The 14,315-nt window shown below is 71.2% G+C and carries 17 protein-coding genes; 2 read left to right on the forward strand and 15 right to left on the reverse strand.

Annotated features, from left to right (window positions below):
- Window positions 1-21 precede the first annotated feature (21 nt).
- Entirely contained in the window at window positions 22-999 is a 978-nt protein-coding gene (spoIID, locus tag caldi_RS14080) for a stage II sporulation protein D (protein WP_264842387.1), read from the reverse strand.
- Between the two features lie 153 nt (window positions 1,000-1,152).
- Here spoIID and caldi_RS14085 point away from each other — a divergent pair, with 153 nt between their 5' ends.
- Together caldi_RS14085 and caldi_RS14090 are read left to right on the forward strand one after the other, a co-directional pair.
- Window positions 1,153-2,193 carry an AAA family ATPase gene (locus tag caldi_RS14085; RefSeq protein WP_264842388.1) on the forward strand — a complete coding sequence of 347 codons (1,041 nt, stop codon included), beginning with the start codon at window positions 1,153-1,155 and terminating at the stop codon, window positions 2,191-2,193.
- On the forward strand, window positions 2,163-3,524 hold the full coding sequence (locus caldi_RS14090; RefSeq protein WP_264842389.1) for a VWA domain-containing protein: 1,362 nt from the start codon (window positions 2,163-2,165) through the stop codon (window positions 3,522-3,524). Before caldi_RS14085 ends, caldi_RS14090 begins: the two co-directional genes overlap by 31 nt.
- 15 nt (window positions 3,525-3,539) lie before the next feature.
- Here the strand turns inward: caldi_RS14090 and caldi_RS14095 are convergent, their stop codons facing one another.
- The 14 genes from caldi_RS14095 to caldi_RS14160 form a co-directional block, all read right to left on the reverse strand.
- The gene (locus tag caldi_RS14095; RefSeq protein WP_264842390.1) at window positions 3,540-3,965 is read right to left on the reverse strand and encodes a F0F1 ATP synthase subunit epsilon; all 426 of its coding nucleotides are present in this window, start codon (window positions 3,963-3,965) and stop codon (window positions 3,540-3,542) included.
- 3 nt (window positions 3,966-3,968) lie between these two features.
- The gene (gene atpD / locus caldi_RS14100; RefSeq protein WP_264844817.1) at window positions 3,969-5,375 is read right to left on the reverse strand and encodes a F0F1 ATP synthase subunit beta; all 1,407 of its coding nucleotides are present in this window, start codon (window positions 5,373-5,375) and stop codon (window positions 3,969-3,971) included.
- A 39-nt stretch (window positions 5,376-5,414) separates the two neighbouring features.
- Entirely contained in the window at window positions 5,415-6,290 is an 876-nt protein-coding gene (atpG, locus tag caldi_RS14105; protein WP_264842391.1) for an ATP synthase F1 subunit gamma, read from the reverse strand.
- Between the two features lie 13 nt (window positions 6,291-6,303).
- Window positions 6,304-7,848 carry a F0F1 ATP synthase subunit alpha gene (gene atpA, locus caldi_RS14110; RefSeq protein WP_264842392.1) on the reverse strand — a complete coding sequence of 515 codons (1,545 nt, stop codon included), beginning with the start codon at window positions 7,846-7,848 and terminating at the stop codon, window positions 6,304-6,306.
- Between the two features lie 51 nt (window positions 7,849-7,899).
- Window positions 7,900-8,454 (reverse strand): ATP synthase F1 subunit delta, encoded by a 555-nt coding sequence (atpH, locus tag caldi_RS14115; RefSeq protein WP_264842393.1) that lies wholly within the window; start codon window positions 8,452-8,454, stop codon window positions 7,900-7,902.
- Complete coding sequence (atpF, locus tag caldi_RS14120) at window positions 8,454-9,014, reverse strand: F0F1 ATP synthase subunit B (RefSeq protein WP_264842394.1); 561 nt, start codon at window positions 9,012-9,014, stop codon at window positions 8,454-8,456. Before atpF ends, atpH begins: the two co-directional genes overlap by 1 nt.
- Before the next feature lie 72 nt (window positions 9,015-9,086).
- Window positions 9,087-9,323, reverse strand: a complete 237-nt coding sequence (locus caldi_RS14125; protein WP_264842395.1) for an ATP synthase F0 subunit C — start codon at window positions 9,321-9,323, stop codon at window positions 9,087-9,089.
- Window positions 9,324-9,444: 121 nt separating this feature from the next.
- On the reverse strand, window positions 9,445-10,242 hold the full coding sequence (gene atpB, locus caldi_RS14130; RefSeq protein ID WP_264842396.1) for a F0F1 ATP synthase subunit A: 798 nt from the start codon (window positions 10,240-10,242) through the stop codon (window positions 9,445-9,447).
- Window positions 10,239-10,565, reverse strand: coding sequence for a hypothetical protein (locus tag caldi_RS14135; RefSeq protein WP_264842397.1), 327 nt, complete (start codon window positions 10,563-10,565; stop codon window positions 10,239-10,241). Before caldi_RS14135 ends, atpB begins: the two co-directional genes overlap by 4 nt.
- Window positions 10,540-10,830: an AtpZ/AtpI family protein gene (locus tag caldi_RS14140; RefSeq protein ID WP_264842398.1), complete on the reverse strand. Its 291-nt coding sequence runs from the start codon at window positions 10,828-10,830 to the stop codon at window positions 10,540-10,542. The genes caldi_RS14135 and caldi_RS14140 overlap by 26 nt, the downstream gene beginning before the upstream one ends.
- A 199-nt stretch (window positions 10,831-11,029) precedes the next feature.
- Window positions 11,030-12,181: a non-hydrolyzing UDP-N-acetylglucosamine 2-epimerase gene (gene wecB, locus caldi_RS14145; protein WP_264842399.1), complete on the reverse strand. Its 1,152-nt coding sequence runs from the start codon at window positions 12,179-12,181 to the stop codon at window positions 11,030-11,032.
- Window positions 12,178-13,269, reverse strand: a complete 1,092-nt coding sequence (locus caldi_RS14150; protein WP_264842400.1) for an MraY family glycosyltransferase — start codon at window positions 13,267-13,269, stop codon at window positions 12,178-12,180. Before caldi_RS14150 ends, wecB begins: the two co-directional genes overlap by 4 nt.
- A gap of 83 nt (window positions 13,270-13,352) precedes the next feature.
- Window positions 13,353-13,739: a MazG nucleotide pyrophosphohydrolase domain-containing protein gene (locus caldi_RS14155; protein ID WP_319951767.1), complete on the reverse strand. Its 387-nt coding sequence runs from the start codon at window positions 13,737-13,739 to the stop codon at window positions 13,353-13,355.
- 18 nt (window positions 13,740-13,757) lie between these two features.
- Window positions 13,758-14,315: a deoxycytidylate deaminase gene (locus caldi_RS14160; RefSeq protein ID WP_264842402.1), complete on the reverse strand. Its 558-nt coding sequence runs from the start codon at window positions 14,313-14,315 to the stop codon at window positions 13,758-13,760.

Below are 14,315 nucleotides of genomic sequence, written 5' to 3' on the forward strand. Positions count from 1 at the left end.
GCTGCCCGGGCGCGGCTGCCATCACCCTTCGAAGATCGGTTCCACCTCCGTCCCCGGGTAGTAGTGGGCGAGGATCTCCCGGAACGTCTTCCCGGCCCGCGCCATGCCGTTGGCGCCCCACTGGCTGAGGCCGACCCCGTGGCCGTAGCCCCGCGTGGTGATCACCACCCTGCCGCGCTCCGTGCGCACGGTGAAGTCGGCCGAGCGGAGCCCCAGGCGGGTGCGGAACTCGGTGCCGGCCAGGGTCAGGCCGCCCACCCGGACCTGGGCCACCCGCCCGCCGGGCGTGCGGCCGAGAATGACCACGGGTGGGTCGGACCCGCCTGCCAGGCGGCGGGGGTCGATCCCGAGGGCGCGGGCGAGGTCAGCGGTGGCGAACGCCACCTCCTCGACGTAGTTCGGGGCATCCTTTCCGTAAGGGTCGGGCACCGGCCTGAGGTAGGGGACCGGACGTCCCCAGACGGCGGCGGCGTCCTCCGTCATCACGCCCGAGGTGGCGTGGTACACGGCGTCGATCGGCTGCCCCCGGTAGGTGACGAGAAGGCCGCGGGTGGCACGGGCCTGCTCCTGCAGCCGGGTCCAGTAACGGCGGGCGGCCCAGTAGCCGAGCTTCTGCCGCAGGGCGTCGAAGTCCGTGTAGGCCTGTCCAGCGCCCGGGGACGCGCAGACGTCGGCCCGGGGCTCGAGGCTGCACCCGCCCCCGCCGAAGCGCCGCATGTGCTTGACGGTGTACGTCCGGGCCACCACGAACTGGGCGCGCAGCGCTTCGTCGGCGAAGCGGGGCGGCATCTCGGCGGCCACCACCCCCACGAGGTACTCGTCGAGCGGCAGGGTGCGGATCTGGCCGGTGTCAGGGAAGTAGACGGACACGGTGAGCCCGCCCTCCGGGCTTGCCTGCGGCGGGGGCGTGCGGGCCGTGCACCCCCGGCCCAGGAGCGACGGGAGCACGACCAGCACCAGGGCCGCCAGACCGGCCCAGGTGGTCAAGAGCCTTCGCACGGGGCGCCCCTCCCTGTCCACTCCATGCCTATGGGGAAGGCCAGGAGCGTATGCCCCGGGAGGAGGTTACACGCAGATAGCGAAGTCCCAATCGAACCGTTCTCGCTGGAATCGCATGTGGTGACGGAAAACTCGGTCGGAAGGTGCCGATCGTTGCCTGTACCTGCACTGCTCCTCATTCTGCTGGCTCTTCTGGCGACAGCCCTCGGCCTGGCCGCTCGCCGGGGCGGGTGGGGAGTGCTCGTCCGCCGGGAGGTCGAGAACCGGCAGGCGCTGGCCGCCGCCCGGGTGCAGGTGCGGGAGGAGGGAAACCGGATGCTGGACCTCTCGCCGGAGCAGCTGCAGCAGGTCCTGCGCGAGCAGGGGTACTTCCTGGACCGCCTGCAGACCCAGCGCCTCTGGGTCTACCTGCGTCAGGGCAAGCCCGTGGGCATCCGGGGCGAGCCGGGGATCGGCAAGTCGCTGCTCCCGGAGGCGCTGGCGAAGGGCCTCGGTTTCGGCTTCATCGACATGGCGTGTCACAGCCACCTGGAAGCGGAGGAGATCGGGATCTCGTGGAACGGGTTCAAGCAGATCGTCGACGCCCAGGCGTACCGGGGCTCGGGGCCGCCCCCCGACCTCTACACGCTCGAGTACCTGACCCCGACCCCTCTCCTCCAGAGCCTCCTCGCCGACCGGCCCACGGTCGTGCGCGTCGACGAGGTCGACAAGCTCAACGAGCACACCACGAACTTCTTCCTGCGCTACCTCGACCGCAAGGAGCTCGTGGTGCACAACATGTCCGGCGGCACCCGGACGCTGCGGGCGTCGGCGCCGCTCTACATCTTCCTCACCTCGAACGAGTACAAGAAGCTGGACCCGGCCTTCATGCGGCGGACGGTGTGGCTCGACCTCACCTTCCCGGACGAGGGCGTGCTGGCCGAGATCCTGCGCCACGGGGCGGGGGTCCCGCTGGACTTCGCGGCCCGGGTGGCACGGATCGTCCACCAGGTGCGGCAGCTGAACCTCGAGAAGAAGCCGTCGATCGCCGAGGCGCTGGAGTGGTGCCGGGCCCTGGTGGACGTCGCCGGCGGCCAGATCACCCCGCAGTCCGTCGACCTCACCATCGGCTTCCTGGCCAAGTGGCCGGAGGACGTGGCCATGGTGAAGGAGGCGCTTCGCCGGTGGTACGACACCTTTCACAAGGCGGGGTGATCGCCGCCTGGCCGGGCCGGATCGCGGCCTCGTGGGCGCGCCTCCGGGAGCTCCTCGCCCTGCTGGCGCTCTACCTCGGCTCGGCCCTCCGCCTCCTCCGCTTCCTCCTGCGGCCCGCCGATCCGAACAACCTGTTCCTCGTGGCCGCGCCGGGCCGGCCGTCTGCCGGGGCCGCGGCGGCGGACGCGACCGGCCGGACGGCCGGGCCCGGCGGCGGGGAGTCCCCTCACGCCGACAGCCCGCACGGGGCCGCCCACCGGGCCGTGCCGGGTGAGCGAACCCTGGTGCCCATGAGCGTCGGGACGCGCCGGCGAACCCTCCTCTGGGCCGGCCCCGGGCATGCGCGTGCGGATCGACCCGCGGCCGCCCCCGGCTCCCGGGCCAGCCCAGGGTCACGGGTCGAGACCGTGGTGCAGGAGGTCAACCGCCGGTTCTCGCTGCAGGAGGTGCTGGAGCAGGAGCTCCGCCGCCTGCGGCCGCTCCAGGCGGAGGAGCTGCCGCGGCTCGTCGAGCGCCTGGCCCGCCGCTGGCTCTCCCCCGGCGAGACGTTCCGCCCGGTCGAGCGGCGCACCCGGCTCGACGTGCAGGAGACGCTGCGCCGCAACATCCCCCGGTACGGTGGACACGTCCTCACCTTCTACTGGGCCCGGCGGGAGCTGCCCGTCCCCCGCCGGGTGCACCCGGCGCGCGTGCTCGTGATCGGGGACGTCAGCCACTCCATGCACCGCTACACGTCGGTGGCCCTGTACTTCTTCCACCTGCTCGGGTTCTGGTTCGACGTCGACAGCTACGTCTTCTCCGAGCACGCCACCCGGGCAACGCCCTTCCTGCGGCGTGCGGGCACGTTCGAGGAGCGCGTGTCGGCCCTCGCCCGGGCGGCGACCTCCTGGAACGCCGGCACCCGCCTCGGCACCTCCCTGGAGGAGATCCGGGCGCAGGCGACGGTGGACCCGCACACGCACGTGGTGATCGCCACCGACGGCAAGGTGTCCCTGGGGCGCGGCGAGTACGAGAAGATCGAGACCCAGATGGCGTGGCTCAGGGCCCGCGCCCGGGAAATCGTGATCATGACGCCCGACCCCGCGCTGGGCGCCCGGGGCCGGGCCTCCCGCGCGGCCACCGGGCCCCCGCGCGCGGCGCAGGCCCCCCTCCGTGCGGTGGGGAGCCTGCGCTCGGGGCTGATCGAGCTGCCGATCTACGACCTGGGCGAGGTGTGGCAGACCGTGGTCGGGCGTTACGCCGGCCGGATCTACCACGTCCGCACCGTCCAGGACCTGGTGGACATGTGCGAAGACCTCTACCGGAGCACGGCGGCCCCGGCGGAGGTGTGAGGCCGTGGCGGGCGCCTACTCGCCCCGCCGCACGCCGGCCTCCTCGGCCACCCGCAGGCGCACGAGCGCCCGCTGCAGGGCCGCCCGCGCCCGGGCCTCGTCGATGTCGGCGCCGCGCTGGCGGAGCCGGGCTTCGGCGCGCTCCCGGGCCGCCTTCGCCCGGAGGACGTCGATCTCGTCCGCCTGCTCGGCGGCCTCCGCCAGCACGGTCACCTTCTGCCCGGTGACCTCGGCGAAGCCGCCGGCGACGGCGACGGGCTCGTACCGGCCGCTGGCGGTCCGGTACTTCAGCACGCCGATGCGGAGCGCCGCCACCATCGGGGCGTGGCGGGGCAGGATGCCCATCGACCCGTCCACCACGGGCAGCACCACCGCGCCCGTCTCGACCTGGCGCAGCACGGTGCGCTCGGGGGTGATGACCGTCAGCTGGAGCGCCGCCATGCGCTAGCCCACCTCGGCCAGGAGCTTCTTGCCCTTCTCCACGGCCTCGTCGATGGTGCCGCAGTAGAGGAAGGCCTGCTCCGGCAGGTCGTCGTGCTTGCCCTCGAGGATCTCCTTGAAGCCCCGGACGGTCTCCTTGATCGGCACGTACTTGCCGGGGAAGCCGGTGAACTGCTCGGCCACGTGGAACGGCTGGGAGAGGAACCGCTGGATCTTCCGGGCCCGGGCGACGATGAGCTTGTCCTCGTCCGACAGCTCGTCGATGCCCAGGATGGCGATGATGTCCTGCAGCTCCTTGTACCGCTGCAGCACCGTCTGGACGCCGCGCGCGACCTCGTAGTGCTCCTGGCCCACGATGTTCGGGTCGAGGATCCGGGAGCTCGAGTCGAGCGGGTCCACCGCCGGGTAGATGCCCAGCTCGGCGATCTGGCGGCTCAGAACCAGGGTCGCGTCCAGGTGCGCGAAGGTCGTGGCCGGCGCGGGGTCGGTCAGGTCGTCCGCCGGCACGTACACGGCCTGCACCGAGGTGATCGAGCCGGTCTTCGTCGACACGATGCGCTCCTGCAGCGCGCCCATCTCGGTGCCGAGGGTGGGCTGGTAGCCGACGGCGCTGGGCATGCGGCCGAGGAGCGCCGACACCTCGGAACCGGCCTGCGTGAAGCGGAAGATGTTGTCGATGAACAGGAGCACGTCCTGGCCCTCTTCGTCCCGGAAGTACTCGGCCATGGTGAGGCCCGTCAGGCCCACGCGCAGGCGGGCGCCCGGCGGCTCGTTCATCTGGCCGAAGATCATGGCCACCTTGTCCAGGACACCGGCGTGCTTCATCTCGTGGTAGAGGTCGTTGCCCTCGCGGGTCCGCTCGCCGACCCCGCAGAACACGGAGAAGCCGCCGTGGGCGAAGGCGATGTTGTGGATGAGCTCCTGCAGGATGACGGTCTTGCCCACTCCGGCGCCGCCGAACAGCCCGATCTTGCCGCCCTTGGCGAACGGGATCACCAGGTCGATGACCTTGATGCCCGTCTCCAGGATCTCGGTCGCCGGGTTGACCTCGGCGACCCCGGGCGGCTTCTTGTGGATGGGCTCGCGCCGGGCGGTGACGACCGGCGGGCCGCCGTCGATGGGCTCGCCCAGCACGTTGAAGATGCGGCCCAGCACCTCACGGCCGACCGGCACGGCGATGGGCTGGCCGGTGTTGCGGACCGGCGTGCCGCGCTGCAGGCCGTCGGTCGAGGACATGGCCACGCAGCGGACCACGTTGTTGCCCAGGTGCTGCGCGACCTCCATCGTCAGGTTGATGTCGCCCTTCTCGCCGCCGCCCTCGATGACCAGGGCGTCATAGAGCTTGGGGAGCTGGCCCTCGGGGAACTCGACGTCCACCACGACGCCCATGATCGACAGGATCTTCCCCATCGCCTCGCTCAACCGATCTCCCTCCTCGCGGCCCGGGGGCTACTTGAGCGCCTCCGCGCCACCCACGATCTCGGCGATCTCCTTGGTGATGGCCGCCTGCCGCGCCCGGTTGTACTGCAGCGTGAGGCGCGCGATGAGCTCCGTGGCGTTGTCCGTCGCGTTGCCCATCGCCGTCATCCGGGCGCCGTGCTCCGAGGCCTTGGCCTCCAGGAGCGTCTGGAAGAACACGGTCTCCACGTAGCGGGGCACCAGCTGGCCCAGGACGTGCTCGGCGTTCGGCTCGTAGAAGTACTCGACGGCGGCCTGCTCGTGGTCCCCCGGCGGCTGGGCGCCGGGCGGGGTCACCGGCAGGAGCACGATCTCCCGCGGCCGCTGCTGCACCGCGTTGATGAACTCGGTGTAGATGATGCGGACCTCGTCGACCTCGCCCTTCAGGTAGAGGTCGATCAGCTCTCGCACCATCTCCTGCGCCAGCGGCCAGCGCGCCTCCTCGCCGATGCCGACCCACTCCCGGATCGGCTTCAGGCCGCGCTTCGTGAAAAAGTCCCGGCCCTTGCGGCCGATGGTCACCAGCCGCACCGGCCGCACCTCCGCACGCAGGGCCGCCTGCGCCGCGCGCAGGACGTTCACGTTGTACGAGCCCGCCAGGCCCCGGTCCGCGGTGATCACCACGTAGGCCACCTGGGGGCTCGGGGATTCCCGGCGGGTGAGGAGCGGGTTCTGAGCCCCGGCTCCCGCCGCGACCAGGTGCTGCAGCAGGCGGGCCAGCTCCCGGGCGTACGGCCGGGCCGCCAGGGCCCGCTCCTGGGCCCGGCGGAGCTTGGCCGCCGCCACGAGCTTCATCGCCCGGGTGATCTTGCGGGTCGCCTCCACGGCCCGGCGTCGCCGGAGGATGGCCTTCTTGTTCTCCGCCACCGCTCACTACCCCTCAGGCGCTCGCCGCCGCGGCCTCACGGCCGGCCTGGCCGCCCTTCGTGAAGCCCGCCTTGAAGTCGGCGATCGCCTGCTTCAGCCGGGCCTCCAGGTCGTCCACGAAGTCCTTCTTCTCCGCCAGCTCCCTGAGGAGCGTGGTGTTCGCCCGCAGGTGGCGGATGAGGCCGGTCTCGAAGGCCCGCACCTGGTCGAGCGGGATGTCGTCCAGGAAACCGTTCGTGCCCGCGAAGATGGCCACCACCTGCTCCTCGAAGGGCAGGGGCTGGTACTGCGGCTGCTTGAGGAGCTCGACCATCCGCTGCCCCCGGATCAGGCGGGCCTGCGTCGCCTTGTCGAGGTCGGAGCCGAACTGGGCGAAGGCGGCCAGCTCTCGGTACTGCGCCAGGTCGAGGCGCAGGCTGCCGGCGACCTTCTTCATCGCCTTGATCTGCGCCGCGCCGCCCACCCGCGACACGGAGAGGCCGGTGTTCATGGCCGGGCGCACGCCGGCGAAGAACAGGTCGGTCTCGAGGTAGATCTGGCCGTCGGTGATGGAGATGACGTTCGTCGGGATGTACGCCGAGACGTCGCCGGCCTGCGTCTCGATGATCGGCAGCGCCGTAAGCGAGCCCGCGCCGAGCTCGTCGTTCAGCTTGGCGGCCCGCTCCAGCAGGCGGCTGTGCAGGTAGAACACGTCGCCCGGGTACGCCTCGCGACCCGGCGGGCGCCGGATCAGGAGGGACATCTCGCGGTAGGCGACGGCGTGCTTGGACAGGTCGTCGTAGATCACCAGGGCGTGCTGGCCGCGGTCGCGGAAGTACTCGCCCATGGTGCACCCGGCGTAGGGCGCCAGGTACTGCAGCGGCGCCGGGTCGGAGGCGGTGGCGCTGACCACGATGGTGTAGTCCATCGCCCCCCGCTCCTCGAGCACCTTCACCACGCCGGCGACGGTGGACGCCTTCTGGCCGATCGCCACGTAGATGCAGACCACGCCCTCGCCCTTCTGGGCCAGGATCGCGTCGACGGCGATGGCCGTCTTGCCGGTGCCGCGGTCGCCGATGATGAGCTCGCGCTGGCCCCGGCCGATCGGGGTCATGGCGTCGATGGCCTTGATGCCCGTCCGCAGGGGCTCGTGCACCGACTTGCGGGTGATGACGCCGGGGGCGATCTTCTCGACCCGGTCGTACAGCTTCGCCTGGATCGGGCCCTTCCCGTCCAGGGGCTGACCGAGGGAGTTCACCACCCGGCCGATGAGCTCCGGACCCACCGGGACCTCGACGACGCGGCCCGTACGCCGGACCTCGTCGCCCTCCTTGATGTGGCTGTAGGGGCCCAGGATGACGACGCCGATGTTGTCCTCTTCCAGGTTGAAGGCCATGCCCAGGACGCCGCCGGGGAACTCCAGCAGCTCGTTGGCCATGGCGCTCTCCAGGCCGTACACGCGGGCGATGCCGTCGCCGACCTGGATCACCCGGCCCACGTTGCTGACCTCGATCTCCGTGGAGAACTTCTCGATTTCCTGCTTCAGGATCGAGGAGATCTCTTCAGGACGGATGCTCACGCTCTACCTCACCCCTGTCTTCCCGCTTGGGGCGATCACGGATCGGGGCGGTCACGACGGCGGGGCGCCGGCCCGGGCGAGCCGCTCCCGCATCCGGGCCAGCCGGGTGCGGACGGAGCCGTCGTAGAGCACGTCGCCCACGCGGACCACGAGCCCGCCCATGAGCTCCGGCTCGACCCGGACCCGGAACCGGACCTGCTTGCCCAGCCTCCGGCCCAGGCGGTCCTCCAGGGCGCCCAGGACGTCGGCGGTCGGGGGCACGGCGGACCGCACCTCGACCTCCACCCGGCCAAGGGCCTCGTCCGCCAGTCGCTCGTACTCGCCGCGGATGGCCTCCAGCCAGCGCTCCCGGCGCCGGGTGACCAGGACAGAAAGGAAGTTCCGGACCAGGGCGGGGGCCTCGGCTGCCAGCACCTCTTCGACCAGCGACCGCTTCACCCGCGCCGAAACCTCCTGGTGCTCCCACAGAGCCCGGAGGTCCCGTCGCTCCGCCAGGGTCTGGAGAACCCGGTCCAGCGCCTCGCCGACCTCCTCCACCTGCCCGGCTTCCCGAGCCAGGTCGAAGAGGGCCCGGGCGTATCGCCTCGCCAGGGAGGCACCCAGCATCAGTTCTTCCCTACCTCTTCCACGAACTTCTGGGCCAGCCGGGTGTGATCCTCGTCGGTGAGGGAGCGCTCGATGACCCGGCCCGCCACCGCCACGGCGAGCGAGGCGACCTCGGCGCGGAGCTCGGCCAGGGCCCGCTCCTTCTCGACCTGGATGGCCTCCTGTGCCCGGCTCAGTTCCGCCGCCGCCTTCTCCCGCGCCTCGTTCAGGATCCGGTCGGCCTCGGCCTGAGCCCCCCGGGTGGCCTCGGCGATGATCGCCTGGGCCTGCCGCTGGGCGCCCTGTACCTGCTCGGCGAACTCGTGCCGCAGCCGCTCGGCCTCCGCCCGGTCGGCCGCGGCACGCTTGAGGTTGTTCTCGATTTCCTGTTCGCGGTCGGCGACGACCTTCAGCAGGGGCTTGTACAGATATTTGTTCAGCAGCCAGAGAAGGACGAGGAAGTTGACGACGGTCCAGATCAGGTGGTTCAGCTGAGGAAACGGGTTCAGCCCGCCTGCTCCGTGGCCGGCCTCGGCCGCGGTCTCCGCGGCGAGCGTGAACAGGAAGTCTGCGGGAGCCAAAGGTGGTTCCCCCCCTCTCCAGTCGGGGGCGACCAGGGAGAGTCCCGGTCGCCCCACCCCCGGACACGAAGACTAGGCCGCGGGAATGCGCAGCCAGAGCAGGATCCCCACGAGCAGGCCGTAGATGGCGACGGCCTCCATGAGGGCGAGGGCGATGATCAGGGCCCCCCGGACGTCACCTGCGGCCTCCGGCTGCCGCCAGATCGCATCCATGGCGGCCGCGGTCGCCTTGCCCTGGGCAAAGGTCGCACCGAGGGCCGCGAGGGCGATGGAGAGGGCAGCTGCGAACGCAATCCAGGCTCCGACCATCTTGTTTCATGTACCTCCTCATGATGGCTTGGGGCACGCGGGCTTCTCGCCCTTGATGCTTCACGTCCTCCCGGGGAAGGGCCGGGGCCTTCCTAGAGGGGGAGGAAATCCGGACACGCGGTCAGTGGGCGGCGGCCGCGTGGGCCTCGTGGGCGCCGTGGCCGTGGTCGCCGTGCGCCAGGTGCGCCCTGGCCTCGATGACGCCGCCGATGTAGATGGCGGTGAGCGTGGTGAACACCACCGCCTGGATCGCCCCGAAGAGCAGGCTCAGGCCCATGATCGGGATCGGGGCGAGGTAGGGCGCCAGGGTCGAGATGATGAGGAGGAGGACCTCCTCGGCGAAGATGTTGCCGAAGAGTCGGAGGCTCAGCGAGAAGGGACGCACGAACTCCTCGAGGATGCGGAGCGGGCCCATCAGGATGGCCAGGGGGCCCTGGTGCAGCTCCAGGACGTGCGTGATCCAGCCGCCGAAGCCGAGCTCGCGGATCGAGATCACCTGGACGGCGATCATCACCACGACGCCCAGGCCGGCGGTGGTGCCCCACTTGCCGGTGGGCGGGTAGAAGGACCACGTCTGCCCGGCCGTGGGGATGAGGCCCGAGTAGTTGCTGAGCAAGATGAACAAGAAGAAGGTGGCCAGGAGCGGCAGGTACTTGCGGGCCTCCTTGCGGCCTCCGATAAACCCGGCGAGCCAGCCCTCCAGGAAGTCCAGCGCGTACTCGAAGAAGCCCTGGATCCGGGTGCGCGGGACGGGGCGGATCGCCCGGTTCACGAGGACGGCCAGGAGCACCAGCACGCCCATGACCAGCCACTCGCCGACCACCAGGTTGTCGATCCCCAGGGCGGGAACCAACATGTGCGGTTCGTGAAACTCGATCGCCGGACCTGCGGCCTCCCCCAGGGTCCAGAGTCCGGTCAATCAAACCTCCCCCCTTTCCGCGTGTAGACGATAAAAAGAGAAATCTTCACTGCGACCGTGAGGCTGAGTGCGGCAGCGATCAGGCCGGACGCGCTGCGGGTCAGCACCCAGAACAGAACCAGCAGCAGGATGTCAAAGACGTACCGCGCAAAGAACATGCCGCCCAGTATCCGGACCGGCTCCTTCCCGGCCCGGCGGACGCGGTCCATCGCCCGGAACAGGAGGGCGTTCTCCAGGAAGCCGGCTGCTGCCCCGAATGTGATGCCGAGAACAACTCCTAGCACGAAAGAAGTCCCCCTAGCGGGGTCCCTCTTCGGGACCACCCCGGGAGGGCTCCCTGGCCTTCGCCCTCCTCTCCCGCTCCGCGCGCTCCAGGCGGGCAAGCCCGCGGAAGAGGCTCTGGAAGGATACGGCCAGCGCGAGCAGCACGCCGGTCAGGCCAAACCAGGGGACTTCGGCTCCCCGGGCCCGATCCACCCAGTACCCGCCGCCCCCCAGGAGAACCACCGCTGCCAGGAGCATGTAGCCGAAATCGGCCGCCAGGCTGAGGTACGGGGACCAGTTGGAGCGTCGGGGGCGTTCGGGCAACGGCTCGGGCCTCCTTCGTGCCAGCGGGCCGCCGACTCCCAACGGGCATTATACAACCCTGGCCATCGTTACACAACGGGAATGGACCCTAAGAGAAATTCCAACATGGAAACCACATGATTCCCGTCCGGGTGGGCCGTTCACGCCGCCACCCCGCCCGGGCGGGCGCCGGGCTTGCCCTCCCCGGCCGGGCCGGCGGTCACGGCGCGAACTCGGACGGAAGCGCCGGAGCCAGGCCGAAGTGGTGGGCCAGGATGCCGGCGATGCGCTCGGAAGCCCGCCCGTCCCCGAACGGGTTGCGGGCCCGTGCCATGGCCGCGTAGGCCTCCGCGTCCGAGAGAAGCCGGTGCGCGTGGGCGTAGACGGCCTCGCGGCTCGTGCCCGCCAGCACCACGGTGCCCGCCGCCACCGCCTCGGGCCGCTCCGTGGTGTCCCGCATGAGCACCAGAGGCCGGCCGAAGACGGGGGTCTCCTCCTGCAGGCCGCCCGAGTCGCTGAGCACCAGGTACGACCGGGCGAGCAGGTTGATCATGTCCGGGTAGTCGATGGGATCCAGCAGGAGGATCCGAGGGTGCCCGGAGAGGATGGGGAAGGCCACCTCCCGGACCGCCGGCCCCAGGTGCACCGGGTAGACCAGGAGCACGTCCGGGTGGGTCTCTACGAGCTCCCGCATGGCGGTGAACATCTGGCGCATGGGCTCGCCCCAGTTCTCCCGCCGGTGGGCGGTGACGGCGACCACGCGCCAGCGCCCGAAGTCGACTTCCCGCAGGCGGGGCTCGTGGAACCGGTAGTCCTCCCGGTACGTGATGAGCGTGGCGTCCACGCCCGTCTGCCCGGTCACGAAGATGCGGGACGGGTCGATCCCCTCCCGCAGCAGGTTCTCCCGGTTCGCCGGCGTGGGTGCGAAGAGGAGGTCCGCCACCGCGTCGGTGAGGCGGCGGTTCATCTCCTCCGGGAACGGCGAGTACTTGTTGTAGGTCCGCAGCCCGGCCTCGACGTGCCCGACCGGCACCTGGTTGTAATACGCCGCCAGGGTCCCGGCCAGGGTCGTGTGGGTGTCGCCGTGGACGAGCACCATGTCCGGGCGCTCGCCCCGGATGACCTCTTCCAGCCCCACGAGCGCCGCGGTCACGATGTAGCTCAGCGTCTGGCGGGGTTGCATGATGTCCAGGTCGTGGTCGGGGACGATGCCGAAGTGGGCCAGCACCTGGTCGAGCTGCTCCCGGTGCTGGCCGGTCACGGCCACCCGCACGTCGAACCATTCGGGGCGCCGCCGGAGCGCCTGCACCACGGGCGCCATCTTCGTGGCCTCCGGGCGGGTCCCGAAGATCGTCAGGACCTTGCGCCTCACCGCCCCGCCTCCCGGCGTCCCTCCCCGCCGGCGGAGCGGTGCGTCCCGCCGCCGAGCGTGAGAAGGCCGGTCCGCGCGCCGCCGTACAGGAGGCCCAGGCTCACGGCGGCCATGACCGCGAGGGCCCGGTCCTGGGCGAGTTCCGAGGCGGTCACGGCGGTGAGCGCCAGGGCCCCGGAGACCGTCCACAGCAGGAGGACCGCCGCGCGCTGGCTCAGGCCGAGCCGCAGGAGCCGGTGGTGCAGGTGGTCCCGGTCAGGCTCCCCGACGGGCCGGTGCCCCAGGACCCGGCGCAGGATCGCCAGCGCCGTGTCGGCGATGGGCAGGCCCAGGGCGACGATCGGCACCAGCACCCCCACGGCGAGCGCGCTCTTGAGCACCCCGTACACGGCGACGGCGCCGAGGGTGAAGCCCAGGAACATGGCGCCGGCGTCGCCCATGAAGATGCGGGCCGGGTTGAAGTTGTAGCGCAGGAACCCCACGGCTGCCCCCGCCAGTGCGGCGGCGAGGAGGGTCGCCTCCCGCTGGCCCTGCCCCAGCGCCACCGCCACCAGCGTGAGGGCGCCGATCGTCGAGATGCCCGCGGCAAGCCCGTCCAGCCCGTCCGCAAGGTTGATGACGTTCGTGAAGCTCACGAGCCAGAGCACCGTGAGGGGCACGGCCAGCCAGCCGAAGAAGATGTAGTCTCCCGGCCGGGAGGTGAAGAAGTTCTGGATCCAGTCGATCCGCAGGTCAAAACCCACCACCGTGACCGCCGCTGCCGCAATCTGGAGGAGGAACTTCACCCGGGCGCTCAGGCCGCCGGCGCGCCGGCGAAGGTCGTCCACGAGGCCGACGGCGAAGGCGAGGCTCCCACCGACCAGGATGCCCAGTTCCCCGCGGTCGAGCGGCCGGGCCACTGCCAGGACCGCGAGCACGAATGCGGCGAAGATCGCCAGGCCGCCCAGGTAGGGCGTGGGCTCCCGGTGGACGCTGCGGGACACCACCGGGTCGAGGCAACCCGTGCGCAGGGCCAGCTTGCGGGCGAGCGGCGTCAGGACGAGAGCGAGGACCGTGGCGAGAAGAAAGCCGAGAAGGCCACCGTGCATCTTGACAGGTCATCTCCCGGATCGCGCCGGGGACGGGACACCCCGGACATCGGGGGCATTGTACCCCTCATCTCCCCGTGACGTCAAAGCGCACCCCGCGGTTCCCGGTCCCGCTGCCCGCCGGCCGGGTCGGCCTGCCGGGGAAGCGGGGTCAGATAGCCCTTGCGGGTGAGCTTCTCGATGTGCTCGGCGAGCACCGAGCGCGTGTCCAGGCCGTACTCGTCCTCCAGGACGAACATCATGGTGACGGCGGTCTGCGCCACGTCCAGGAGCTCCAGGGCGACCTCGCGCAGGAGGTCCTGGGGCGTGGCGCCGGGGGGCGTCTGGATGCCGGCGGCACCCCTCAGCCGGCTGATGGCGGCCCCCAGCTCGCCGGCCTCCTCCATGAGCTTGAGGGCCGTGGACTCGACGGTGACGTTCTTCAGGATTCGGTCGAGCTTGGGGAGGGACAGGGACTTCGACTCGGACAAGCGATCCGCCCCCATCTCTCAGGCTCCGCGGGGGTCGCGGACCAGCCGGTAGCCGGCCCGTGCCGGGACGAAACGGGCGAAGGGGAGGTCGCCGTCATCCAGCACGACGCGGGTCGCGGCGGCCTCGGCATCGCCCGGAGGCTCCTCCACCGGGACCGCCCGGTACAGCTCGACCCCGCCGGCCCGCAGGACGCCGGCGGAGTTCGGGTCGGGGTAATCGGCCAGGTAGATGACCCGCTCCACGCCGGCCTGCACCAGGGCCTTGGCGCAGTCCACGCAGGGGAAGTCGGTGGTGTAGAGGGTGCTGCCCCGGCTGCTGACGCCGTTCAGGGCGCACTGGAGAAGGGCGTTCAGCTCGGCGTGGACGGTGCGCTTGCAGTGACCGTTGTCGAGAAGGCAGCCCACGTCGTCGCAGTGCGGCGCCCCCCGCACGGCGCCGTTGTAGCCCGTGGCGATCACGCGCGCGTCACGCACGAGCACCGCGCCGACACGCCGGCGCGGGCAGGTCGCCCGGGTGGCGGCCAGCCGGGCCATCTCCACGAAGTACTCGTCCCACGTGGGGCGGCGGTGCGACAT

This window comes from Caldinitratiruptor microaerophilus (genome assembly GCF_025999835.1).
GTDB classification, from domain to species: Bacteria; Bacillota; Sulfobacillia; order Symbiobacteriales; family ZC4RG38; genus Caldinitratiruptor; species Caldinitratiruptor microaerophilus.